This is a genomic window from Rhodococcus triatomae (assembly GCF_014217785.1).
Lineage (GTDB): Bacteria > Actinomycetota > Actinomycetes > Mycobacteriales > Mycobacteriaceae > Rhodococcus_F > Rhodococcus_F triatomae.
On sequence record NZ_CP048814.1, the window covers coordinates 1,398,130 to 1,420,032 of the forward strand.

At 67.9% G+C, this 21,903-nt stretch carries 27 protein-coding genes; 10 read left to right on the top strand and 17 right to left on the bottom strand.

Translation table 11 applies throughout. The features are described 5' to 3' along the window. Positions 1-38: 38 nt before the first annotated feature. Complete coding sequence (locus G4H71_RS06575; RefSeq protein WP_072736154.1) at positions 39-755, bottom strand: NAD(P)H-dependent oxidoreductase; 717 nt, start codon at positions 753-755, stop codon at positions 39-41. Between the two features lie 112 nt (positions 756-867). On the opposite strand from G4H71_RS06575, the gene G4H71_RS06580 reads away from it, so the two are divergent. Genes G4H71_RS06580 through G4H71_RS06590 form a run of 3 tightly spaced genes read left to right on the top strand, consistent with a single transcriptional unit; the run spans position 868 to position 3,509 of the window. Next, positions 868-1,812: a MetQ/NlpA family ABC transporter substrate-binding protein gene (locus G4H71_RS06580; protein ID WP_246442514.1), complete on the top strand. Its 945-nt coding sequence runs from the start codon at positions 868-870 to the stop codon at positions 1,810-1,812. 15 nt (positions 1,813-1,827) lie between these two features. After that, positions 1,828-2,844: a methionine ABC transporter ATP-binding protein gene (locus tag G4H71_RS06585; RefSeq protein ID WP_072736155.1), complete on the top strand. Its 1,017-nt coding sequence runs from the start codon at positions 1,828-1,830 to the stop codon at positions 2,842-2,844. After that, the gene (locus tag G4H71_RS06590) at positions 2,841-3,509 is read left to right on the top strand and encodes a methionine ABC transporter permease (RefSeq protein WP_072736156.1); all 669 of its coding nucleotides are present in this window, start codon (positions 2,841-2,843) and stop codon (positions 3,507-3,509) included. Before G4H71_RS06585 ends, G4H71_RS06590 begins: the two co-directional genes overlap by 4 nt. Before the next feature lie 24 nt (positions 3,510-3,533). Here the strand turns inward: G4H71_RS06590 and G4H71_RS06595 are convergent, their stop codons facing one another. From G4H71_RS06595 to G4H71_RS06620, 6 genes are all read right to left on the bottom strand, one after another. Next, complete coding sequence (locus tag G4H71_RS06595) at positions 3,534-4,820, bottom strand: MFS transporter (protein ID WP_072736157.1); 1,287 nt, start codon at positions 4,818-4,820, stop codon at positions 3,534-3,536. Between the two features lie 59 nt (positions 4,821-4,879). Next, entirely contained in the window at positions 4,880-6,163 is a 1,284-nt protein-coding gene (locus tag G4H71_RS06600) for a M18 family aminopeptidase (RefSeq protein WP_072736158.1), read from the bottom strand. A 54-nt stretch (positions 6,164-6,217) separates the two neighbouring features. Continuing rightward, the gene (locus G4H71_RS06605) at positions 6,218-6,583 is read right to left on the bottom strand and encodes a VOC family protein (RefSeq protein ID WP_072736346.1); all 366 of its coding nucleotides are present in this window, start codon (positions 6,581-6,583) and stop codon (positions 6,218-6,220) included. A gap of 56 nt (positions 6,584-6,639) precedes the next feature. Then, positions 6,640-7,911, bottom strand: a complete 1,272-nt coding sequence (locus tag G4H71_RS06610) for a glycoside hydrolase family 183 protein (RefSeq protein ID WP_072736159.1) — start codon at positions 7,909-7,911, stop codon at positions 6,640-6,642. Positions 7,912-8,089: 178 nt separating this feature from the next. Then, positions 8,090-10,399: an ATP-binding cassette domain-containing protein gene (locus G4H71_RS06615; protein WP_246442512.1), complete on the bottom strand. Its 2,310-nt coding sequence runs from the start codon at positions 10,397-10,399 to the stop codon at positions 8,090-8,092. 59 nt (positions 10,400-10,458) lie between these two features. Next, the gene (locus G4H71_RS06620) at positions 10,459-11,676 is read right to left on the bottom strand and encodes a macrolide family glycosyltransferase (protein ID WP_246442502.1); all 1,218 of its coding nucleotides are present in this window, start codon (positions 11,674-11,676) and stop codon (positions 10,459-10,461) included. Between the two features lie 114 nt (positions 11,677-11,790). Between G4H71_RS06620 and G4H71_RS06625 the strand changes: the two genes are divergently transcribed. The 3 genes from G4H71_RS06625 to G4H71_RS06635 all read left to right on the top strand — a co-directional run bounded on the left by G4H71_RS06625 (position 11,791) and on the right by G4H71_RS06635 (position 13,545). Next, positions 11,791-12,387: a TetR/AcrR family transcriptional regulator gene (locus tag G4H71_RS06625; protein ID WP_072736160.1), complete on the top strand. Its 597-nt coding sequence runs from the start codon at positions 11,791-11,793 to the stop codon at positions 12,385-12,387. 277 nt (positions 12,388-12,664) lie between these two features. Then, the gene (locus G4H71_RS06630; protein ID WP_139183127.1) at positions 12,665-13,243 is read left to right on the top strand and encodes a hypothetical protein; all 579 of its coding nucleotides are present in this window, start codon (positions 12,665-12,667) and stop codon (positions 13,241-13,243) included. Then, positions 13,240-13,545, top strand: a complete 306-nt coding sequence (locus tag G4H71_RS06635) for a transcriptional regulator (RefSeq protein ID WP_072736162.1) — start codon at positions 13,240-13,242, stop codon at positions 13,543-13,545. Before G4H71_RS06630 ends, G4H71_RS06635 begins: the two co-directional genes overlap by 4 nt. 58 nt (positions 13,546-13,603) lie before the next feature. Here G4H71_RS06635 and purQ read toward each other — a convergent pair whose 3' ends face one another. Together purQ and purS are read right to left on the bottom strand one after the other, a co-directional pair. After that, positions 13,604-14,281, bottom strand: coding sequence for a phosphoribosylformylglycinamidine synthase subunit PurQ (gene purQ / locus G4H71_RS06640; RefSeq protein WP_072736163.1), 678 nt, complete (start codon positions 14,279-14,281; stop codon positions 13,604-13,606). Next, entirely contained in the window at positions 14,278-14,517 is a 240-nt protein-coding gene (gene purS, locus G4H71_RS06645) for a phosphoribosylformylglycinamidine synthase subunit PurS (protein ID WP_072736164.1), read from the bottom strand. Before purS ends, purQ begins: the two co-directional genes overlap by 4 nt. Positions 14,518-14,651: 134 nt before the next feature. On the opposite strand from purS, the gene G4H71_RS06650 reads away from it, so the two are divergent. Continuing rightward, positions 14,652-15,296, top strand: a complete 645-nt coding sequence (locus G4H71_RS06650; protein WP_072736165.1) for an MBL fold metallo-hydrolase — start codon at positions 14,652-14,654, stop codon at positions 15,294-15,296. Between the two features lie 139 nt (positions 15,297-15,435). Here G4H71_RS06650 and G4H71_RS06655 read toward each other — a convergent pair whose 3' ends face one another. From G4H71_RS06655 to G4H71_RS06680, 7 genes are all read right to left on the bottom strand, one after another. Beyond that, positions 15,436-16,065: an SAM-dependent methyltransferase gene (locus G4H71_RS06655; RefSeq protein ID WP_072736349.1), complete on the bottom strand. Its 630-nt coding sequence runs from the start codon at positions 16,063-16,065 to the stop codon at positions 15,436-15,438. Between the two features lie 5 nt (positions 16,066-16,070). Continuing rightward, on the bottom strand, positions 16,071-16,838 hold the full coding sequence (locus tag G4H71_RS06660) for a PIG-L deacetylase family protein (protein WP_072736166.1): 768 nt from the start codon (positions 16,836-16,838) through the stop codon (positions 16,071-16,073). Next, complete coding sequence (locus tag G4H71_RS06665) at positions 16,828-17,796, bottom strand: acyl-CoA dehydrogenase family protein (RefSeq protein ID WP_072736350.1); 969 nt, start codon at positions 17,794-17,796, stop codon at positions 16,828-16,830. Before G4H71_RS06665 ends, G4H71_RS06660 begins: the two co-directional genes overlap by 11 nt. A gap of 23 nt (positions 17,797-17,819) precedes the next feature. Beyond that, entirely contained in the window at positions 17,820-18,482 is a 663-nt protein-coding gene (locus G4H71_RS06670; protein WP_072736167.1) for a glycosyltransferase family 2 protein, read from the bottom strand. Next, positions 18,479-18,754, bottom strand: a complete 276-nt coding sequence (locus G4H71_RS06675; RefSeq protein ID WP_072736168.1) for a DUF7218 family protein — start codon at positions 18,752-18,754, stop codon at positions 18,479-18,481. The genes G4H71_RS06670 and G4H71_RS06675 overlap by 4 nt, the downstream gene beginning before the upstream one ends. A gap of 61 nt (positions 18,755-18,815) precedes the next feature. Then, positions 18,816-18,950, bottom strand: a complete 135-nt coding sequence (locus tag G4H71_RS22560; RefSeq protein WP_255314902.1) for a hypothetical protein — start codon at positions 18,948-18,950, stop codon at positions 18,816-18,818. A gap of 273 nt (positions 18,951-19,223) precedes the next feature. Then, positions 19,224-19,568 (bottom strand): MerR family transcriptional regulator, encoded by a 345-nt coding sequence (locus tag G4H71_RS06680; protein WP_072736169.1) that lies wholly within the window; start codon positions 19,566-19,568, stop codon positions 19,224-19,226. A 142-nt stretch (positions 19,569-19,710) separates the two neighbouring features. Here G4H71_RS06680 and G4H71_RS06685 point away from each other — a divergent pair, with 142 nt between their 5' ends. The 3 genes from G4H71_RS06685 to G4H71_RS06695 all read left to right on the top strand — a co-directional run bounded on the left by G4H71_RS06685 (position 19,711) and on the right by G4H71_RS06695 (position 20,905). Beyond that, positions 19,711-20,133, top strand: coding sequence for an Hsp20/alpha crystallin family protein (locus tag G4H71_RS06685; RefSeq protein WP_072736351.1), 423 nt, complete (start codon positions 19,711-19,713; stop codon positions 20,131-20,133). 314 nt (positions 20,134-20,447) lie between these two features. Continuing rightward, positions 20,448-20,585, top strand: coding sequence for a hypothetical protein (locus G4H71_RS06690; RefSeq protein ID WP_169847107.1), 138 nt, complete (start codon positions 20,448-20,450; stop codon positions 20,583-20,585). Positions 20,586-20,716: 131 nt separating this feature from the next. After that, positions 20,717-20,905: a hypothetical protein gene (locus tag G4H71_RS06695; protein WP_072736170.1), complete on the top strand. Its 189-nt coding sequence runs from the start codon at positions 20,717-20,719 to the stop codon at positions 20,903-20,905. Positions 20,906-20,957: 52 nt separating this feature from the next. Here the strand turns inward: G4H71_RS06695 and G4H71_RS06700 are convergent, their stop codons facing one another. Continuing rightward, on the bottom strand, positions 20,958-21,899 hold the full coding sequence (locus tag G4H71_RS06700) for an amidohydrolase family protein (RefSeq protein ID WP_072736352.1): 942 nt from the start codon (positions 21,897-21,899) through the stop codon (positions 20,958-20,960). Between the last annotated feature and the right edge of the window lie 4 nt (positions 21,900-21,903).

Genomic DNA, 21,903 nt, shown 5'->3' on the forward strand with positions numbered 1-21,903 from the left:
CTACCGGGACACGTCGGTTCGGAATGCCGGGCCCTCCGCTACGCCGGACGTTCGGGGCGACGGCGGTGCGCCAGATTGCCCTCGAACGACTCCGACCGGTGCGGGTGCAGCCGAATCGCATGGTCGTAGTGCTCCTCGGTCATCGGGAGGTAGTCGATCGGATCCTCGGCCTTCAGCCCCCGTATCCGCCGCCTCAACTCGTCGTCGACCACACCGATCGATTCGTCGTCGACGGCTCGGGTGTTCGCCACGAGATGTGGGCGGAGTGCCGACATGCCCGTGTACCAGAAGGTTCCGTGCAGCAGTGGCCAGAGCACGTCGTCGATGTGCCCACTGATTCCTCGGTGACCGAGGGAGCCGGGCCGGTCCCCCGCCGTGACGACGGCCAGCGCCCGCCGCCCGACCAGCCCACCGTCGCCGTACTTGCGCGAACGTCCCGTCGCCGGATTCAGGACGTCGTACGCGAATCCCTGCTCGAAGACCCGGTCGATCCACCCCTTCATGATCGCGGGAACCCCATACCACCACAGTGGGAACTGGAGAACGACGAGGTCCGCTGCACAGAGCTTCTCCTGCTCCGCCCGCACGTCGTCGCCACCCTCGCGAACGAGGATCGGATCCCACTCCATCGCGTAGAGATCCGACTCCTCGACCTCCCAGCCCTCACTGCGCAGCGTGTCCACGCCGACGTCCCGGAGATGGGCGCTCAGCGAGCAACGATCGGGGTGTGCGAGTACCCACAGGGCTTTCGTCATATCGCCTCCGCACTCTCTCGACGGACCCTTCTCCGGTCAACCCCTGCTCCGAGGGGACCATTCCCACGACGCTCGGTGTGACGCGGAATTGCGATCACCACGATTCGGACCCGTGTCATCTGCCGACGGCATTCGTAGCGTCCGTGGGAGCGCCGAGCAGGTCGGCGCGCAGTGCTGCCTGGAATGGATCAACAACATGCGTCGACTCGGTATCCGTAGAGCGTTCACGACAGCGGCCCTCTCGGCCGCTGTGCTGGCTGCCACGGCGGCGTGCGGTAGCGGGTCCTCGGGCGACACGGAAGGCCCCCTGCGGATCGTCGCGTCGTCGGTTCCGCATTCCGAAATCCTCCGATTCGTCGAGGACGAAGGCCTTCTGGGCGACCACACTCTCGAGATCCGCGAGATCACCGGCGATCTCGATGCCAACGAGGTGCTCGAGGCGGGCGACACCGACGCCAACTTCTTCCAGCACGTGCCCTACCAGGACAGCTGGTCGCAGGAGAAGGGCGTCGACAACCTGGTCGCTGTGGCGACGGTCCACGTCGAGCCGCTCGGCGTCTATTCACGCAAGGTCACCGACGTCTCGGAGGTACAGGACGGTGGCACCGTGGCCCTGTCCAACAACGTCACCAACTTCGCTCGCGGTCTGTATCTGCTCCAGCAGGCCGGTCTGATCGAGCTCGACCGCCAACTCGAGGATCCGGACACGGATCTGACCCAGGTCGGCGAACAGAACATCGTGTCGAACCCGAAGAACCTGAACTTCATCCAGATCGATCCGCCGCAGCTGCCGCGCACGCTCGACGACGGCAACGTCGACCTCTCGATCATCAACGGCAACTATGCGATCGAGGGCGGGCTCGATCCCTCCCGGGACGCGCTGGTGCTGGAGAAGGCCGAGGGCAATCCGTACGCCAACGTGCTCACGGTCCGTGAGGATTCGGTGGACGATCCACGCGTGCAGGCCCTCACCGAGGCACTCGAGTCGGACGAGGTCGCGGACTACATCGAGCAGACCTACCGGGGATCGGTCATTCCCGCCGGCGCGACCGGGTAACAGGCGGCCACCCGCATGCCCTTCTCCATCCAGCAGGTCACCAAGGAGTACGCCGACGGCGACTCCGTCCTCACCGCGCTCGATTCGGTGTCCCTGGACATCGAGGACGGCGAGGTCTTCGGGATCATCGGGCGCAGCGGAGCGGGCAAGTCCACTCTGCTGCGGTGCCTCAACCTCCTCGAGACACCGACGTCGGGCCGGATCCTGTTGGGCGACATCGAGCTGACGAGCCTCACCCCGGCCGAGCTGCGGACCGCACGCCGCCGGATCGGTGTCGTGTTCCAGCACTTCAACCTGCTGCACTCACGCACCGTCGAGGCCAACATCTCGTTTCCGCTCGAGGTCGCCGGCTATCCCAGGAACCAGCGTCGCGAACGCATCGACGAACTCGTCGAACTGGTGGGGCTCGGGCATCGCAGGCGGGCCTATCCCTCGCAGTTGTCCGGTGGGCAGAAGCAACGGGTGGGAATCGCACGGGCGCTCGCAGCGGGCCCGGACGTCCTGCTGTGCGACGAGGCGACGAGCGCCCTGGATTCCGAAACCACCACGCAGATATTGGATCTGCTGGCCGATCTGAATCGGAGGCTGGGGGTGACCGTCGTCCTCATCACCCACGATCTCGGCGTCGTCCGGCGTATCTGCCATCGGGCGGCCCTCCTCGCCGACGGGCGGGTCGCGGATGTCGGAACCCTGACCGATCTCGTCGCCGATCCGGATTCGCCTCTCGGAGCGGCCCTCCTGCCGAGCGGGCCGCCGCCGGCGGACAGCCGCGGCATCCCGGCCCTGCTCACCTTCGTCGACTCGCTCGCCTCGTCGCCCGTGCTCACCGACGTCGCTCGTGACCTCGATCTCGACGTCACGATCCGGTCCGGCGGCGTCGACGACATCGGAAAGCACCAGGTGGGTCGTCTCCGCGTCGAATTCGATTCGCGTGGCGACGATCCGGAATCCTCGGGTGGCACGGACACCGAGCTTCGTACCCGGATCTCGCGGTACCTCACCGGACGCGGAGTGCAGGTGAGCTTCACGTGAACAAGGTCAGCTGGCAGGACTCGCTCCCCGAGGCGTGGGAGGCGTTGCTGGAAACCCTGTACATGGTGGGGGTCTCCTTCGTTCTCACGGTGGTGATCGGTATCGCTCTCGGTGTGGTGCTGCACGCGACGACACCCACCGGAATCGCCCCGAACCGCACCGTCAATTCGGTGCTGGGCACCGTGGTGAACGTCGGGCGCTCCCTCCCCTTCGTGATCCTGCTGGTGCTGTTGATCCCCGTCACCCGCCTCGTCGTCGGTACGTCGCTGGGCGCGACCGCGGCGATCGTGCCGCTGACCATCGGTTCGGTGCCGTTCTTCGCTCGTGTCGTGGAGAACGCGCTCCGTGAGGTGGACTCCGGACGGGTCGAGGCGGCCGTGTCCATGGGGGCGACCAACCGGCACCTCGTCGCCAAAGTTCTTCTTCCGGAGGCGGTTCCCGGCCTGATCGCCGGAGCGACCCTCACGGCCGTCATGCTCGTCGGCTACTCCGCGATGGCGGGAGCCGTCGGCGCCGGTGGTCTGGGCGACTTCGCGATCAAGTACGGCTACCAGCGTTTCAACACTCCGGTCCTGCTCGTGGCCGTCGTCATCCTCGTCGTCCTCGTCCAGGGCATCCAATCGAGTGGCGACCTCGTGGTACGACGGCTGGCCCACCGCCGATAGACCGGGACGTGCACCGGACCGGACTCAATCCAGAACCTTGCCCTTCGTCTCCCGGACATAGCGCACGGTGAAATACACCGCGAACGCACCGAACCCCGCGTAGAGCGCGTAGGCGACCGGCAGACCCAGGTCCGCGAGCGACGGGAAGGTCCGGGTGACGAGCCAATTCGTCAGCCAGTTCACCATGACGGTCAGCGACATCGCGACCGCGCGCATCCGGTGCTCGAAGATCTCGCCGAGCACGACCCACATGAGCGGCCCCCAACTGAGGCCGAAGAACACGACGAACAGGTTTGCCGCGATCAGGGCGACGACACCCACGCCGGGAGGCAGCGAGCCGTCGTCTCCCGCGGTGGAGAAGCACACGGCGAGCGTTGCGAGGGTCACCGTGATCCCGGCGCTGCCTCCGATCAACAGCGGCCGCCGACCGAGCCGGTCGACGAGGAACACCGCTCCGACGGTCGCGGCGATGTTGACTGCCGCGGTGAACAATCCGGTGAGGAACGCCGAGTCCTCCGAGAACCCGACCGACTGCCAGAGTGTCGTCGAGTAGAAGAAGATCACGTTGATTCCGACGAGTTGCTGGAGCGCGGCCAGGCCGATTCCGACCCACACGATCGGGGCCAGCCCCCACGCCGTCCCACGCAGCAGCGACATTCCTCCGCCCGCGGCCTGCCGCTTCTCGTGGTGACCGGAATCGGTCAGCCGGAACACCAGCGCGAGGTAGACGGCACCCGCGACGGCCACTGCGACGAACATCCACCGCCACGCCGAGCCACCCCAGGGCTCCGTACCCTGCGCACCGCCGGCCAGCCGGTTGAGCACATAGTCCGCGAGAAGTCCGGTGAAGATGCCGATGACGATGGCCAGCTGCCAGAACGAACCGAGTCGACCACGCACGGATTCGGGCGCGATCTCGGCGATGTACCCCGGCACGATCACGCTGAGCAGCCCGATACCCACGCCGCACACGATGCGGCACAGGCCGAGTGGAACCACGTTCCAGGCGAGCGCGGCCGCCAGCGAGCCGAGAACGACGAGCACGCCCCCGAGCCGCATCGTCGCGGTCTGCCCGATCCGCGCCGACACCCGGCCCGCGAGGAATGCGCCCAGCGCACACCCGAGGATGGAGATCGCGACGACGGCCCCGACCGACGACGACGCCAGCCCGAAGTCCGGCTGTATCCCGTTGATCGCCCCGTTCATCGTCGAGGTGTCGGCACCGAACAGGAATCCGCCCACCGCTGCGGCGGCAGCCACCAGGCTCGCGCGGCGTACTGCATCCGTACTGCGATCGTCCCGCGTCCCCATGCCGTGATTGTGCTCCGGTGGAAACCCGGACGGTGGTGATTCGGCTACGGCGGACTCGACTACCGGTCCGGCGCCAGGAAAGCCGCGAGAGCGTCCGCGTACATGCGGACGTCGCCGGCTCCCATCAGTTCGCGCGCCGAGTGCATGGCGAGTTGGGGCGCGCCCACGTCGACGGTCGAGATACCCGTGCGCGAGGCGGTGATCGGTCCGATCGTGGAGCCACACGGTAGGTCCGCGCGGTGGACGTACCGCTGGAGCGGTACCCCGACCTGGGCGCACGCGAGCGCGAAGGCGGCCTCCCCGTTGGCGTCCGAGGCGTAGCGCAGGTTCTGGTTGACCTTGAGGACCGGTCCGGCACCCACGACGATGCGGTGCGCGGGTTCGTGCCGCTCGGGATAGTTGGGGTGGGTGGCGTGCGCCATGTCGCCCGAGGCGCACAGCGAGCCGGCCTTCGCCTGCAGATACTCTTCCCTTCCTCCGGCCCGGGCCAGTACCACCCGCTCGAGCACCGAGTTCAGCAGATCGGAGAACGCACCCCTCTCGGACATGCTGCCGACCTCCTCGTGGTCGAACAACGCGAGGACGGGGACCTGCTCGCCGGGATTCTCGACGGCCGCGAGCAGCGCGTGCGTGCCCGCGTAGCACGTGCCCTGGTTGTCCAGGCGGGGAGCGCTGACGAGTTCGTTCTCGGCACCCACCAGGCGGCTCGGGGCGAGATCGTGGGTCATCAGCTCCCATCCGAGGACGTCGTCGGCGGCGACACCGGCCTGCGCGGCCACGTAGTCGATGAGCGAGCGTGGCTCGGTCCCGAGACCCCAGACCGCGTTCAGATGGCGCTGCGGGTCGAGATGGACACCCTTGCGGTCCTCCGACAGATGGATCGCCAGCTGCGGAACCCGCAGGATCGGCTCGTCCACCCGGACGAGAACATCTCGAACGGCATTGGCCTCACGGACACTGATCCGGCCGGAGAGGCCGAGGTCCCGGTCGAGCCACGAATTGAGCCAGGCGCCGCCGTACGGTTCGAGCCCGACCACCTGCCACCCGGCGACGGACAGGTCCGGATGCTGCTTGACGCGCAGATTCGGGCTGTCGGTGTGTCCGCCGACGATGCGGAACGGTGCCGTCCGGGACACGCCCTGCGTGCTCCACGCGATCAGCGACCCGCCGCGCACGACGTAGTAGCGGCCAGGATCGGCGGGCCAGGACTGTGTCTCGTCGAGTTCGGTGAAACCGTTCGCCGACAGCGTTGCCGACACCGTGGCACACACGTGGAACGGTGACGGCGACGCGTCGATGAAGTTGCACAGTCCCTCGGCGCCCGCCCACGTCGTCAAAGTCATGAGCACATCATGGTCACCCCGCGGGCTCGCCGCCACCGGCCCCCAGCTGTCAGGTCAGGACTCCTGGTCGGGGGGCGGGCCGGACACGCAGAATCGGTTGCCTCCCGGGTCGGCGAGCGTGACCCAGCGGAACCCACCCATCTCGTGTCGTTCATGCTCCGAGGCGCCGGCCGCGAGGAGCCGGGCGACCTCGGCATCGAGGTCGGGCGTCGACAGGTCGAGGTGAATGCGGTTCTTTCCCGGTGTCGGGTCACCCACCTTCTGGAATGTGAGCCGTGCCTGCCACCCCGGAACCGACACGACATGGAACCAGCCGTCGTTCTCCTCCAGGACCTCACCCCCGGTCTGCTCGGCCCACCACCGCGCCAGGGGCCCGGGGTCGTCGCTGTCGACGGTGATCATCTCCAGTGCCAGCATCATGCCCGCACGATAGGCGGCGGGCCCGACAGCCCGCCCGGGTGTGGCCCCGGACGGCGTCACTCGCCCGGGTACTCGATGTCCAGCAGCCGCGACTCCCCCGTGGTCGTGGGATCGGGGCGGTCCACCGAATCGGTGGCAGCCATCTGCAGTCCCTCGAGATCCGTGCGCATGTAGATCACGTTGTAGCGGTTCCAGGTCGTGGCCACGAAGTGGAGGTTGCGCCCGCTGGACCAGGGATGCATGAACCCGCCGTACAGGCCGGGCAACAGCGCACCGTTGAGCAGTGTCTGGGTACCGCTCCACGGCCCCTCGAACCGGTCCGCCTGGCGGATCACCAGCCCCTTGACCGGGTCGGTGTACATCGCGACGTACTTGTTCAGGTAGTCGTTCCACTGCACCGAGAGCTCGCTCACCGTGCCCGGAATGACCTCCGCCGCCGCCGAGATGTCCGGGACCCACCCGGATCCGTTCCAGTACTCGTACGCGGCGAGGTCGTTGATCTGGCCGCCCTGTACCCGGGCGAGTCGCGCGGGACCGAATCGACCCGAGGGCGTGCCGAATTCGTAGATCCAACCGTCGGCTCCCGGCACGAATGCGCTCTGCTGGAAGTTCTCGTTCCCCGCCGAGACGGCCGGGAGGCCGGGGATGTCGAGGCCCGCCGCGTTCACGCGGGCGGTGGACGGTTCGGTGGTCCAGGTTTCCCCGTTGTCGGTCGAGCGAGCCAGGCCCGAGTAGTTGGTGGTCCAGTTGCCGGGAGTGTCCCAGCTGCGCACGGACATGTACCGCACGTACTGGTCGGTCCCGACGGCGACGCCGGCGGTGGGGATCACCGTGTATTCGATCGGACTCCCCGGCGGCAGGCCGAACAGTCCGTGGATGACCTGTCGGGAGTGGTTCGGGCCGTCCAACGGCGAACTGTCGATACGCATGCCGTCCGCGAGATTGCGGTCGTTGCTGCGGAAGAGGACGTTGCTGCGCCAGTCGTCGCCCGGGACGTCGCAGTCGCCGACCGTGTCACCGAACGCCATCAGGACGTCGCCGTTGTACGCGTCCCACATGATCCCGAGGTCGGTTCCCGAGACGTTGAAGCGCTCGATCGTCTCGTTCGGACTGCCCGGCCCGGTCACCATCTCGATGGCCTGCGTGCGCCCGACCAGCTGCGGCACGCCACCGTCCGGCGGCCCGGTCAGCCAGGGCAGGCCGAAGTCGCGGAGCGACCCGCTCGAGCTACCCAGCGCGGCGCTGCCGCTGCTTCCGGAGGATTGCCCGCACGGGCCGCCCTGTGCTGCGGCCGGCGACCCGGTCGCCGCCGCGAGGGTCACCGCCATCGCAGCGGCCGATACCGCCGACAACCATCGTCTCGCACGCACGGGGGTGCCCCTTCCACGGCCGGATCTCGGTATCCGGCTCTCGATCGGGTTATCGCGGATCACCCAACCACGCGACCGCCGCCTCGCGCGTCGCTTGTGTGAATATTGTTACCGGAGTGTCTGACGAGGCAGGGGTTCACTCTCGGTCGAGGTAACGGCGCAGATGATCGGCGGTGAGCGTCGATCCGCGCTCGACCAGGTCACGGGGAGTCCCGGTGAACACCACCTGCCCACCGTCGTGACCGCCGCGCGGCCCGAGGTCGACGATCCAGTCCGCGTGCGCCACCACGGCCTGGTGATGCTCGATGACGATCACCGAGCTGCCCTCGTCGACGAGCCGGTCCAGCAGCGCGAGCAAATTGTCGACGTCGGCGAGGTGCAGGCCGGTGGTCGGCTCGTCGAGGATGTAGGTGGAAGCCTTGTCCACCATGTGGATCGCGAGCTTGATCCGCTGCCGCTCGCCACCGGACAGGGTGTCGAGCGGCTGACCGAGCCGCAGGTAGCCGAGCCCCACGTCCCGGAGCCGCCGCAATATCGCGTGCGCCCGTCCCGACGGGAAGAAGTCACACGCCTCGGCGACAGGCATGTCCAGGACCTCACTGATGTTCTTTCCCCGGAGGGTGTAGCCGAGAACCTCGCGGGTGAACCGCTTGCCGTCGCAGTCCTCGCACACCGTGGCGACCCCCGCCATCATCGCCAGGTCCGTGTAGACCACACCGACGCCGCCGCACCCCGAGCACGCCCCTTCCGAATTCGCGCTGAAGAGAGCGGCTTTGACCCCGTTCTCCTTCGCGAAGGCCGCCCGGATCGGGCTCAGCAGCCCGGTGTAGGTAGCCGGATTGGACCGGCGCGAACCCCGGATCGGCGATTGGTCGGCGACGACGACCCCGTCTCGGCCCGAGAGGAAGCCGTGCACGAGCGAGCTCTTGCCCGACCCCGCCACGCCGGTGACGACGGTGAGGACTCCGAGCGGGAACTCCACGCTCACGTCCCGCAGATTGTGCAGGTCCGCATGCTCGACGGAGAGACTTCCCGTCGGCGTCCGGGTCGTCTTCCGCAGCTCGGCGCGGTGGTCGAGGTGCCTGCCGGTGAGGGTGCCCGAGGAACGCAGCCCCGCGACGTCGCCGGAGTAGCAGATCTCTCCCCCGGCAGTGCCCGCTCCCGGGCCGAGATCCACCACGTGATCGGCTATCGCGATCACCTCGGGCTTGTGCTCGACGACCAGGACGGTGTTGCCCTTGTCCCGGAGCCTCAGGAGCAACTCGTTCATGTTCGCGATGTCGTGCGGGTGGAGCCCGGCGGTGGGTTCGTCGAACACGTAGGTCACGTCGGTGAGGCTCGACCCCAGGTGACGAACCATCTTCACGCGCTGGGCCTCTCCGCCCGACAGCGTGCCCGACCGACGGTCCAGGCTCAGATAGCCCAGCCCGATCTCGACCAGCGAGTCGAGCAGGTGCACCAACTCGTCGCACAGGGGCGCCACCGAGGGGTCGGCAATGCCCCGGACGAACACGGCCAGATCACTGATCTGCATCGAGGAACAGTCCGCGATGTTGCGGCCGTCGATGGTGGACGACAGTGCCGCGGCGGTCAGCCTCGTACCACCGCACTCGGGACACGGGGCGAACGTCACGGCCCGGTCCACGAACGCCCGGAGGTGCGGTTGCAGGGAGTCGCGGTCCTTCGACAGCCACATGCGCTGAATCTTGGTGAGGAGGCCCTCGTACGTGGTGTTGTGCGTGGCCGCCTTGATCTTCGTGGACGGCTTGTGGAGGAAGTCGTCCCACTCCCGGTCGGTGAAGTCGGCCAGCTTCTTGTCCGGGTCGTAGAGACCGGATCCGGCCATGACCTGCCAGTACCAGGAGTCGACGGCGAAGTTGGGAACGGTGATCGCACCCTCCCGCAGGGAGCGGGAACGGTCGACGAGTTGGTCGACATCGATGTCGGACACCTCGCCGACACCCTCGCAGCGGGGACACATGCCGTCCGGGGTGTTGAAACTGAAGGCACTCGAGGTGCCGACGTACGGATCGCCCAGCCGGCTGAAGACGATCCGCAACATCGTGTAGGCATCGGTGACGGTGCCGACGGTGGACCGGGAATTCGCCGCCATCCGCTCCTGATCGACCACGATGGCCGCACTGAGGTTCTGGAGTGAATCGACCTCCGGCCGACCGAGACTCGGCATGAAGGACTGCACGAAGGCGGTGTACGTCTCGTTGATGAGCCTCCGGGATTCGGCGGCCACGGTGCCGAACACGAGCGAGGACTTGCCCGATCCCGACACTCCGGTGAACACGGTGAGTCGACGCTTCGGAAGGTCGACGGAAATGTCCCGCAGGTTGTTCTCCCTGGCACCACGCACTCTGATGACGTCGTGGGCGTCGGCGATCCTGTGCCGCTCGGCGGGCGTGGTCAGGGTCTCGTTCGAGACGGTGCTCGTCACTCGTCATCCCTCCGGTGGAGTCCTCGTACGGCCGGCCCGTACCTCGTACAGCGTACGGACTAATTGCGCGCCCCGCCCAATGCCGATTCGACGACGGCCACCGCAGCGCGCACTCCCCCGGCTTCACGCAGTTCGGCGGCGAGTTCGCGCGAGCGCGTCCGGACGTCCGGCGCGGTGACCTCCGCGAGTGCGGCTCGCAACCGCTCCGGCGTCACGGTCTCCCCATCCACCCGCACCGCGACCCCCGCCGCCACCAGGGCATCCGCGTTCTCGAACTGGTCGACCGCCTGTGGCACCGCAATCATCGGCGTCGCCGTGTAGATCCCCTCGCTCGATCCACCCATACCGGCATGGGTGACGAACGCGTCGGCCTCCACGAGGATGTCGTATTGCGGCACCCATCGGTGCACCTCGACATTCGCCGGGATCTCGCCCAGATCGGCGGGATCGACGTGGCGGCCGACCTGCAGGACGACGTGCCAGCCCGGCAGCCCGCCGTACGCCGCGAGCGCACGTCTATAGAAGTCCGGCCGGCCCGAGTACGCCGTTCCCAACGAAATCAGCAGCACTCGGTCCCCGTTGCCGGGTCGGCACCAGGCACCGTCCTCGCCCCGCGTCTGCGGCAGCGCCGGGCCGACGAAGGTGTAGACGTCCTCGTCCACCCGCTCCGCGTTCGGCTGCATGGACTTCGCGACGAGCACCACCGCACGCGGCGGTCGTCCGAGGAAGTCGTCCGGGTCGTCGTCGATACCGTTGTCCCGCAGAAACTCCCGCTGACGTTCGTACAGTGCACTACCGCGCGGATCGGCGCGCATCGTCGCGATGTGTTCCGCCATGTCCTGCTCGTACCCCTCCCACGCGACGTACGTGGGCGACAGCTGGACGATGGGGATCTCCCACTGCCGAGCCAGGATTCGAGCCGGAACCCCGGCGATGTCGTAGAGGAAGAGATCCGGCCGATCGGCGTCGTACAGCTCCCGCAACTGCGGCAACATCGATTCGTAGTCGGCCTGGAAGAGGGCGAGAGCGTCGATGGCGTCCCCGCCCCACGGCTCCTCTTCCGTCGCACTGGATCCCGCCGCGGTGTTCACCTGCGGCAGGGTGCTGACGTACGGACGGAACTCGGCACCCGTGGACTCGATGACTTCCCGCATCGCGGGATCATCGGCGTAGGTGACCCGGTAGCCACGGTCGACGAGGCCGCGAATCACCTCCAGGCTCGGATTGACATGACCTGGTGCGGGAATGCTGACCATGGCGATGTGACGGCGGGACACGGGAGCCTCCTCGGAGAGGGAATTAACGAACCGAGACGTATCGTCTCGAATGCCCTCTCACCGTGCCACCCACCGGAGAATGTGTCAAGACGGAACGTCTCGTATAGTGACCTCATGGCCTCCACCAGGACGGACGACAGTCACCCTCGCCGCTCCGCACGTGCCAGTTCGGCCGTCCTCTCCGCCACTCGAGAGCTGATCGCCGAGTTGCCCTATCCGAGGATCACCGTCGAGGGAATCGCGGCGCGCGCAGGAGTCGGCAAGCAGACCATCTACCGTTGGTGGCCCTCGAAGGGCGCCGTCGTCGTGGATGCCCTCGCAGCGCGGAACCCGGACGATCTCACCTTTCCGGACACCGGCGACCTCCGCGCGGACATGGCCGCGATCCTGCGAGCCACCGAAGAAGAGTTCGCCTCCCCCGAATTCGACGCCCTGTACCGCGCGCTGACGATCGAGTCCCTGCAGGATCCCGAGCTGCGCCGGATCATCGACGAGCGCATGCTCGGACCACAGTTCGCGGCGGCGCGCGTCCGTTTCCGGTCGGCCCGCGAGGCAGGCCAACTGCGCACGGACGTCGAGGATTCCGTGGTTTTCGAGATGTTCATGGCGCCCCTGCTGCATCGCTGGCAGACCGGCGCGCATCCACTCGGCGCCGCGCACGCGGAGGCGATCGCCGACCTCGCGATTCGCGCTCTCTCGCCCGAGCAGTAGTCCTCCCGGGGAGTAAATACCGATCCGATTTGCGTAGTTCTACTCGGGCGCGCCGACCTTCGGTCGACCAGAGTGATTCGCGTGACGACGACACGGGGCAGCGGCCCCGGTGGGCACGTCACGGCACCGGCCCCGGATGACGATTCGGGCCGACCTCACGGCAGACGAGCCGGGGGCCCGATGGAGGGGTTCGGGTCCCCGGCTCGCGACGCCCCACTCGCACGCGGCCGGCCGACCGCACTTGACAGACTCCACTCTGCATCGCAAAGTAGAAGCCATGAACTCTGCATCGCAAAGTAACCCGGATGCGGCCGCCGCCCGCGGCCTCGTGTCCGACATCGAGAAATGGTCGTCGCAGGGACGAAGACTGGCAGCCCCCGTCTGGTTCCCCCTCCTGTGCGTCGCGACGGCGGTGTTCGCGTGGGTTCCGGCCGCGCTCCTGCTCGGCGAGTCCAGCTACCTCTACTGGGTCGTCGTCGCCCCGCTCACGGCGATCGCCTCCGGGTGGTACTTCGCCACCCGTCGCGTCCAGCCTGCCGAGGCACCCGGCCTCCTGGCCCTCGCCACCGGCGCAGTGATGCTGCTCGGCGTGCTCGCGTTGGTCCTGTTCTATCGCGGTAGCTGGGCGAACGTCGCCGCCTGGCTCGTCGTCGGTGTCGGTCTCGGCATCCTCGCTCTGACCTGGCGGTCGGTGACCACCGGCGCCGTCGCCGCGGTCGCACTGGTCACCGCTGCCGTCGTGACGATCACCGAGCCGGCACAGAGCGAGGTCGTCCTCGTACTCGTCGTCGGAACGGCGGCCGCACTGGGCGTGTTCGTCGAGGTCCTGCGCACCGAGTCGGACAGCCGCTCATGAACGATCCGCACCCGACGGTCGGACTCGACGACGTCGTACACCAACGCACTCGCCTCGGAATCCTGGCGCTGCTCGACTCCGGCGCCTCGATGGAGTTCGGCGCACTGCGCGATGCCCTCCATCTCACCGACGGCAACCTCAACCGTCACCTGAAGGTGCTCCAGGAAGCAGAGCTGGTGGCCACGGAGCGGCGCGGTTCCGGCCGACCGCGCACCTGGGCATCCATCACCGCGACAGGCCGGAGCGCACTCGCCGCGGAGCTCGCCGCGCTCCGGGCGCTCATCGCGGCCGCCGAGCAGTAGCCCGGCCGTCGACTCGGTGTGCCGGGCAGTGACGGGGCCGGTCAGGTGACGGGGCCGGTCAGGCCGAGACGACGCTCTCGAGCACGGAGTAGAACATGCCCAGCCCGTCGTCGCTGGGACCGGTGAGGGCCTCGGTGGCGTGCTCCGGATGCGGCATGAGTCCGACGACGCGACCGTTCGCCGAGGAGATCCCCGCGATGGCACGCTGCGAGCCGTTCGGGTTGTCTCCCGCGTAACGGAACACGACACGACCCTCGCCCTCGAGCTCGTCGAGCACCGTCTGCGAGGCCTGGTACCGGCCCTCGCCCGACTTGAGCGGAATCAGGATCTCGGCGCCCGGCTCGTACCGGCCGGTCCAGGCCGTGGACGTGGCCTCCACCTTCAGCCACTGGTCCCGACAGATGAAGTGCAGGCCCTCGTTGCGGGTGAGCGCACCGGGCAGCAGACCCGCCTCGCACAGCACCTGGAAGCCGTTGCAGATGCCCAGGACCGGCATGCCCTTCCCGGCTGCCTCCACGACCTTCCCCATCACCGGGGTGAATCGGGCGATCGCGCCGGCGCGCAGGTAGTCGCCGTAGGAGAAGCCACCGGGCACGATGACGGCATCGACGTTCTTCAGGTCCGCGTCACCGTGCCAGAGGCTCACGGCCTCGCCGCCGGCCAGGCGCACGGCGCGTGCGGCATCGACGTCGTCGAGGGTGCCGGGGAAGGTGATGACTCCGACGCGTGCGCTCATGCCTCGACGCGCCTGACGGTCCAGTTCTCGATCACCGTGTTGGCGAGGAGCGCCTCGGCGATCTGCTCGAGCTGGGCGTCGTCGACGCTGCCGTCGACCTCGAGCTCGAAACGCTTGCCCTGACGAACGTCCGTGATTCCGTTGAATCCGAGCCGCGGGAGGGCGCCGGCTATGGCCTGCCCCTGCGGGTCGAGAATCTCGGCCTTGGGCATGACTTCGACGACGACACGGGCCACGCGGACGCTCCTCGGTAGTTGTGCTCGGCCCTGGTGGGACACCGGGCGCTCGCCCAGTTTACCGGCAGCGGCCGGGCGCTTCCCACCCAGTGCGAATCCGGCGCCGCGCAGGTGTGACGGCGCATACTCGAGACATGCGATTGACTCACTTCGGCCACAGTTGCGTCCTCGTCGAATTGCACGGTTCGACCATCCTGTTCGACCCGGGGAACTTCTCGCACGGATTCGAGGGCATCGAAGGCCTGGACGCGATCATGGTCACCCATCAGCATCCCGACCACGCGGACCCCGCACGGCTGCCGGCCCTGGTCGAGGCCAACCCCGGCGCCGCCCTCTATGCGGATCCGCAGACCGCGCAGCAGCTCGGCGGCCGGTGGACGGCGGTACGCGCGGGCGACGAGTTCGACATCGGCGACGTCCGGGTCACGGGCACCGGCGGCGTCCACGCCACCATTCACCCCGAGATCCCGGTGATCGACAACACCGCGTATCTGCTCGGCGACGCCGAGAGCCCGGCACGGCTGCTGCATCCGGGCGATTCCCTGTTCGTCCCCGACCACGACGTGGACGTACTGGCCCTGCCCGCCGCGGCCCCGTGGCTGAAGATCTGGGAGGCGATCGACTACCTGCGGGCGGTCGCCCCGCGGCTCGCGGTTCCCATCCATCAGGGCATCGTCGCAGACCAGGCAACCGGGATCTTCTACGGGCGCTACTCCGACATGGCGCCGGAGGGCACGGAGTTCCGCGTCCTCCCGAGCGAGTCCGTGGTCGAGGTGTAGTCGATGATCAGCCCCCACTGGGATGGCGCGTGACGGGGAGTTCGGCACCCCCGCTCGTCCCTCGATCCGCGGACGTTCTGCACACCGTGCTCCCGAACCTTCGAGAGCACGGCGCAGACAACGTCCGCGGATCGCCTACCTAGGACGCGCCGGAATCCGGGCGCGACACCAGCCCCTCCTCCGCTGCGACCGACGGAACGGCCCCGCGGGTGAGCACGTCCAGACGGAAGTCGCCGTCCGCGTACGACGCGAACGGCACGAGGCCGGGTGTGCGGGCGAGTTCGTCGTGTACCCGGGTGCCGGTCGAGGGATAGTCCGGCACCCGGTGGGTCCAGTGCACCGCGATCAGGGTGCCGCCGTCCTCGAGTGCGTCGACGGCGCGGGCCGCGACGGTGCGCAGCCCCTCGGCGTCCAGGTAGTAGAGCACCTCACCGAGGACGATCAGGTCGAACCGTTCCACAGGCCAGGTGGCCAGCAGCGAACTCTGCCGGAGTTCCACCCGATCGGCGAGACCCGCGCGGCGCAACCGAGCCGCGGACGTGTCGAGCGCACGAGCGACGATGTCGGTGGCCACCACTCGGTCGCAGCGACGTGCGAGCATCTCGGTGAACACCCCGACGGAACCGCCCGGCTCGAACGCACATCGGTAGCGCCGGCGCGGCAACGCCGCGAGAGTCAGTGCGTACTTGCGTTCCTCGTACCACCGTTCGGCGAAACCCCACGGGTCTTCGGCGTCGGCGTACATCGATTCGAAGAAGTCCCCGTCCATTTCGGTCACAGGAACACCACCTCGGTGCCGCGAGTGAGCCGCTCCAACACCCACGGAGGCAGGATCGCGGCGTCCCGCGGGTCGTCGGAGAGCGGCGCGATCTGGGTCCGGAAGCGCTGCACCGCCTTCTCCTTACGTCGCAGCACCTCCCGGTCGGGCGTAGCGATCGCGGCCCGCTCCCAGGGGACCGCGGCGTCACCGGGTGTCGCCCAGTGCCACATCCACACCGGATACTCGAGCAGCCGGTGGCCACCCTCCGCGCACGCCTGTGCCGCGGCCCGGCCGACCGCCTCGTGGTCCGGGTGACCGTCTCCACGCCACGTCGCCAGAACCCAGGAGCCCGCCGCATCGTCCGACTCCCCCGCGATGCGCGCGACGTATGCGGACAATTCGGCTTCCCGTCCTGCCACTCCCCCGTCGGCGAACCCGAGCCGCCGCGGAACCGGAACACCCAGGCATTCGGCGGCACGCTCCGACTCGTCGATCCTTCGTGCAACGAGGGCCTGCGGCGTGAGCGTGGGCGAATCCGGGTGCGAGGCTTCACCGTCGGTGACGGCGAGCACGGTCACGCGGATTCCGGACGCCACGGCCGTCGCCGCCAGTGCGCCGACGCCGAGGACCTCGTCGTCCGGATGCGGAGCAACCACCACCAGGTGGGTGCACCCGGCGAGAGAGAGCTCGGGTCCCTGCCACTCGGACAACCACCTGCGCCACTCGCGCTCCGGCGTGCCACGATAGGGGGATCGCCGAAACAGGTTGCCGTTACCCGTCATACGGACCGTCCGGGAACGGCTCGGCGCCTGCGATCTCGCCCAGGGCCTGGAGGTCCCGCTCGGCGTGGGACTGACGAAGGTAGACGAGCAGATCCGCCACGGCCCGAGCGTGCGCGCCGTCCGTTGCCAGTGGCGCGGCGCCGAGAGCCCGGCCGACGCGGTCCACGACCTCCGTCGCGGTGCGCTCGATGACGGCTCGCAACCTCTGGGCCCGACGACGGTCCGCGGGCTGCGCACCCGGCGTGGCATCGATCTCCGCCGCGGCGGACCCCAGCGCCCACCGTCCGGCCGCCAGGGCGGCGTCGACGCCACCGAGGTGTGCGAGTTGGTGGGGGTCGGCACGGCCGGACCGGGCCCGCTCGTACAGCGGCTCGGCCACGGACAGCGCGCCGCCGAACCAGCAGGCCGCAACCCCGCAGGCCCCGTGCCAGAAGCCGGGTCGGTCCAGGTAGTCCCGGGCGGCGCCGACGGGACGTGCCGGTACGCCGTCGAAAGCGACCGATTCGGTGTTCGTACCGGCCATTCCCGCATTGCGCCAGCCACCGTGTCCCGGTTCCGCACCCGGCACGCGGAGATCCACCGCAAACAATCGTGAGGTGCCGTCGGCTCGGGCCGTGACGAGCGCGTGGGTGCAGAGCGAGGCACCCGAACACCACGTCTTCTCCCCGTGGAGAATCCACGCGTCACGCTCCCGCTCGGCGTCCAGGAGTGGGCGCGGGGGCTCACTCGCCCACACACCCCACAGCTCGCCCGCACCGACGCGTGAGTGACCCGTCTCGGCGAGGATCGCATCCGCATCGACGTGTGCCTCGAGCAACCGTCCGGCGGACAGGTTCGTCCGGCAGGCGCGAGTGAGTGCGCTCCAGCGTGCCGCGGTGTGCCCGGCCCCCGGCAACGGCAGCTTCCCCTCGCCTCTGCTCAATGCCCGCTCGAGGTGCGTGACGACAGCCGGATCGATCGCCGGCCCCGACGTCGGGATCCTCACCGCAGGCTCGCCAGGTGGGAGGCGAAGCCGGCAGGGGCGCGGCCCCGCGCTCTGGCCGAGGTGCGTACCGGCGCGTCGGTACTCCACACCACCTGCGCTCCGCGACCGATCATCCGGTGTATCAGGTCCACGTCCTCACCGGACTCGAGTGATGCGAATCCGCTTACCGCCCCGTACAACTCGGCGCTGAAACCCAGTGAGGCACCGTGGACATGACGTTTGCTCGACCCGTACGCCGCCAGATACCGGCGCCGGACCGCCGGCGACCACTGGGACCAGTCGTCCACGACGACCGTGCCGGGCACCAGTTCCGCCCCCGCACTCGCATGTGCGAGCTGCGAACTCAGCCAGTTCGGTGGCACCCGCGAGTCCGCATCCGTGGTCGCGAACCACTCGTGTCGGCGAACCGGGACGGCCGCGAACCCGGCACGACGAGCTGCACCGACATTGTGGAGATCCACCACCACGGTCTCGATCCCGGGACCGACCACCTCGGCACTGCCGTCCGAGCAGGCGTCGAGGACGACGACGATCCGGACCGGCACATCCAGCCCGCCGCTCGCCTCACGAAGCCCGTGCAGGCAGTCGGGGAGATCGGCTCTCTCGTTGTGCGCAGGAACGACGACGGTGACGTGATCGACACGTACCGTTCGGGTCAATGGTTTCTCAGCCTGTCGATGAGTTCGTCCTTCTTCAGGTCCGAATATCCCTGCAAGTCCAGTTCTTTCGCCCGCTCGCGCAGCTCGTCCACCGTCCAGTCCTCGTACGATCCGGACCGGCCGCCGGACTTTCCGACATCCGAGCGACCACGATCCGCCGCGGCGTTCGAGATCCGGGCCGCCTTCTCCTTCGAGTTGCCTTCCTCACGCAATTTCTCGTACAGATCCTGGTCCTTCAACTGGGGCTGATCGTCCGATCCTCGCGATGGCATGGCTTCTCCTCACTTCCCGTGTTCGCAGTTCAGTTCGTCACCGTTGTCTCATCCCCGTTTGTCAGATCATCACCGTGGCAAGCGTGATACACGCGGCCGTCAAGAGAGCCGTCACCGCGGCCACCGGTACGGACCCGGTGGCCGCCAATGCCAGCATCGAGACGACGAGTGACGCCGCCAGGGCGGTCCAGAACACGGGCCGACCCCTCGGCGGCCGGGGACCGGCCCCCGGAGCAGTCGGTGCTCGTTCGGTGGTAGAAGCATTCGATGTCGTCATGACCTGCCTCCGTCGAAAATCGGCCGAGAAGCGCGCAGCCCGCGGCGAGGAGAGTACAAACGAAGGGAGCGCACTCGAGAACATGTACGTGCGGGCCCGCGCTTCGAGCGTGAGGGCTGCCTGCTCAACCTGACGATCACGCTAGTACACACCGGGCACGACCACAACGAGAATGCCCACGCCCGCCACAGTTCAGACGCGTCGACCGGTCCCGTCGTCCCCGGCCCCGCCCTCCCCGCCGGACTCACCACGCAACCGGGCGTTGTCCGTTTCCAGATCGACGTTACGAGCCTCGAGCGCCAAGATGTGCCGCACGCCCACCAAGTTGACTCCCGCATCGATCAATTCGGAGATCCGCTCCAGCCGCGCCAGGTCCCGGTCGCTGTACCGGCGGGTCCCGCCGTCGGTGCGTTCGGGCGTGAGCAGGCCCAGGCGTTCGTAGTGACGCAGCGCCTGCACGCCGACCCCGGACAATTCTGCCGTCACCGAGATCCCATACAGGGCTGCGGGCGTCCGCCGAGGTGAGTTCCGATCCATCACCCGTCCTCCGAATCCCTGGCCGTCACCCTTGCATCGATCTATGTTCTTTGCTATATAGAACCTATAGCAGATTCTATAGGTAATCTGCTGGCCGCGCCAAACGTCAGCGCGCAGACAATCACAGATGGAGGTGGAGATCATGTTGATGCGTACCGATCCGTTCCGTGAACTCGACCGTGTCGCCCAACAGGTTCTGGGCACGACCGCACGTCCGGCGCACATGCCGATGGACGCCTGGAGAGACGACGATCGCTTCGTCGTCGAGTTCGACCTTCCGGGTGTCCGGCCCGAGTCCCTGGACCTCGATGTCGAACGGAACGTACTCACCGTGCACGCCGAGCGGGGAGAGACCGACCCGGATCTGGAAATGGTCGCGTCCGAACGACCCCGGGGCATCTTCAGCAGGCAACTCTTCCTGGGAGAGAACCTCGATACCGAGCAGATCGAGGCCTCCTATCACAACGGTGTTCTGCGAGTGACCGTGCCGATCGCGGAAAAGGCCAAGTCCCGCAAGATCGAGATCGCCCATTCGAACGAGCACCAGGCCATCACCGCGGCCTGACCGACCGCCCGTGGACCGATCCCGACAACCGGATACGACGACCACACAGCAGAGGAGGCGCCCGTGAACGCATTCGCCGAGGAACCGGTCATCTGGCCCGACCCCAGCCCACTCGAGAAGTGGTGGACGACAGTCATGACCGGTATCTCGTCGACGTGAACAACTCGTCCGATATCTCGTGTGCCGCCCGGGCTTCCCCTCACACCGGGCGGCACACGGGATCGCGGACGCGGTGGGGAGGCGACGGCCCGGTGGGATTGGACACGGTCTCGGCGGGGTAGACAGTGGCAATCACCGAATGGTCAGGAGACCCGATGAACATCAATGTCCCTCTGCTGGCACTGCTTCTGCTGGTGGCCCTCACCTTCGTCGCCCGCATATCGGTGCCACGCGCCGGCGCCCGCTCCGGGGCCACAGGACCGCGTCACACGAGCTTCTTCGGCCTACGGTGATCGCCGGCGAGGCCGCATGACCGATTGCTCTCGGGCTCCGATCGTTTGGCGGGTTCCGATTCGGGTACCCGGGTCGTGTACGTCCACTGCCACTTCACAGGGATGCACGAATCGAAGAGAAGGAGGGCACCGTGGCCGAGTACCGCGTGATCGATCCGTCCGGAACCGTCGTCGAGACCAAGACGATCGACAGTGCGGAAGACGCGCACGCCTGGTTCGTCGACATTCGCGCCGACAACAGTGAACTCGGCTGGCGAATGGAGGTCGCCGACGACAACGGCTGGTCCTTCTTCGACGACACCGAAGGGGTGTCGGAGTAGTCGTGTCGGAGTGGTCGAGTCGGGACAGCCGGGCATCGGTGCGGCGAGACGGTCAGGAACCCGGACGGAACCACAGTGCGGAGGCGTTGTCGACGGCGACCGCCTTCGCCACGGTCTGGGGCAATGTCCGGAGCAGCGACTGAATGCGCCCGACCCGCGCCTCGAACATGTCCGCTCGGCCCACCGTGTCCGATCCCACCACGAACCTGTCGGCACGACGGCAGATCAGCTCGAGCCACCGCGAATCGACAGCCGCGCCGGGCCCGTCCCGATCGACGATGTGATCGAGCACTGTCCACGAGAGATCGACGTACAGCTCGGTGTGGCGAGACAGTAGATCGTCCACCACCCGGATCTGCTCGGTCGATTCCACTCGACGGGAGACCCCGGCGTGCGCCCACACCACCCGCGTACGCGGGTGACGTCCGAGCAGCCGCTCGAATTCGGGGACGAACTCGTGCGCGTCCGGCCTCCCCGGCGAGCTGGAATCGTGATGGACGGTGACCGGCACATCCGTGTCCCGGCAGAAGTCCGCGACCTCGTCCATCGCAGGATGGTCGGCCACCGGCGTCTCGCCATCGGTGAGGTTGGTGAGGTCGTCGTGGCGGAGCATGACCTCACCGACGCCCGCCCATGCACGCGAGCGCTCCCACATCGCGTCGAGATGTTCTCTCACCATCAGGTCGGTGGGATCGAAACCGCATATCAGGGGCGCCATTCGGACCCGGCCGTCACATTGCTGCAGTACGTCCAAGGTGATGACGTCGGTCAGCGAGTGATAGTGGCACGGGGCATTGTCGTCGAGATAGTAGCCGGGCGCGAGGGGCTCGGACGTCGCCCAACGCTTCTTCACCGGAATCCCGAATACCACAGCGTGTGTGACGCCGCTCCCGAGCATCGCCTCCACGAGGTCGCCCACGTCACCCCGGCGCTGGAGGAAGTCCACGACGTGGACATGCGCATCGGTCCACTCGATCGGATCCGCCCGACTCATCGGC

Coding starts and splice junctions, on each gene's coding strand:
- G4H71_RS06575 (WP_072736154.1), bottom strand. CDS start 755: ATGACGAAAGCCCTGTGGGTACTCGCACACCCCGATCGTTGCTCGCTG.
- G4H71_RS06585 (WP_072736155.1), top strand. CDS start 1,828: ATGCCCTTCTCCATCCAGCAGGTCACCAAGGAGTACGCCGACGGCGAC.
- G4H71_RS06595 (WP_072736157.1), bottom strand. CDS start 4,820: ATGGGGACGCGGGACGATCGCAGTACGGATGCAGTACGCCGCGCGAGC.
- G4H71_RS06600 (WP_072736158.1), bottom strand. CDS start 6,163: ATGACTTTGACGACGTGGGCGGGCGCCGAGGGACTGTGCAACTTCATC.
- G4H71_RS06605 (WP_072736346.1), bottom strand. CDS start 6,583: ATGATGCTGGCACTGGAGATGATCACCGTCGACAGCGACGACCCCGGG.
- G4H71_RS06610 (WP_072736159.1), bottom strand. CDS start 7,911: ATGGCGGTGACCCTCGCGGCGGCGACCGGGTCGCCGGCCGCAGCACAG.
- G4H71_RS06625 (WP_072736160.1), top strand. CDS start 11,791: ATGGCCTCCACCAGGACGGACGACAGTCACCCTCGCCGCTCCGCACGT.
- G4H71_RS06630 (WP_139183127.1), top strand. CDS start 12,665: ATGAACTCTGCATCGCAAAGTAACCCGGATGCGGCCGCCGCCCGCGGC.
- G4H71_RS06635 (WP_072736162.1), top strand. CDS start 13,240: ATGAACGATCCGCACCCGACGGTCGGACTCGACGACGTCGTACACCAA.
- purQ (WP_072736163.1), bottom strand. CDS start 14,281: ATGAGCGCACGCGTCGGAGTCATCACCTTCCCCGGCACCCTCGACGAC.
- G4H71_RS06650 (WP_072736165.1), top strand. CDS start 14,652: ATGCGATTGACTCACTTCGGCCACAGTTGCGTCCTCGTCGAATTGCAC.
- G4H71_RS06655 (WP_072736349.1), bottom strand. CDS start 16,065: ATGGACGGGGACTTCTTCGAATCGATGTACGCCGACGCCGAAGACCCG.
- G4H71_RS06660 (WP_072736166.1), bottom strand. CDS start 16,838: ATGACGGGTAACGGCAACCTGTTTCGGCGATCCCCCTATCGTGGCACG.
- G4H71_RS06675 (WP_072736168.1), bottom strand. CDS start 18,754: ATGCCATCGCGAGGATCGGACGATCAGCCCCAGTTGAAGGACCAGGAT.
- G4H71_RS06680 (WP_072736169.1), bottom strand. CDS start 19,568: ATGGATCGGAACTCACCTCGGCGGACGCCCGCAGCCCTGTATGGGATC.
- G4H71_RS06685 (WP_072736351.1), top strand. CDS start 19,711: ATGTTGATGCGTACCGATCCGTTCCGTGAACTCGACCGTGTCGCCCAA.
- G4H71_RS06690 (WP_169847107.1), top strand. CDS start 20,448: ATGAACATCAATGTCCCTCTGCTGGCACTGCTTCTGCTGGTGGCCCTC.
- G4H71_RS06700 (WP_072736352.1), bottom strand. CDS start 21,899: ATGAGTCGGGCGGATCCGATCGAGTGGACCGATGCGCATGTCCACGTC.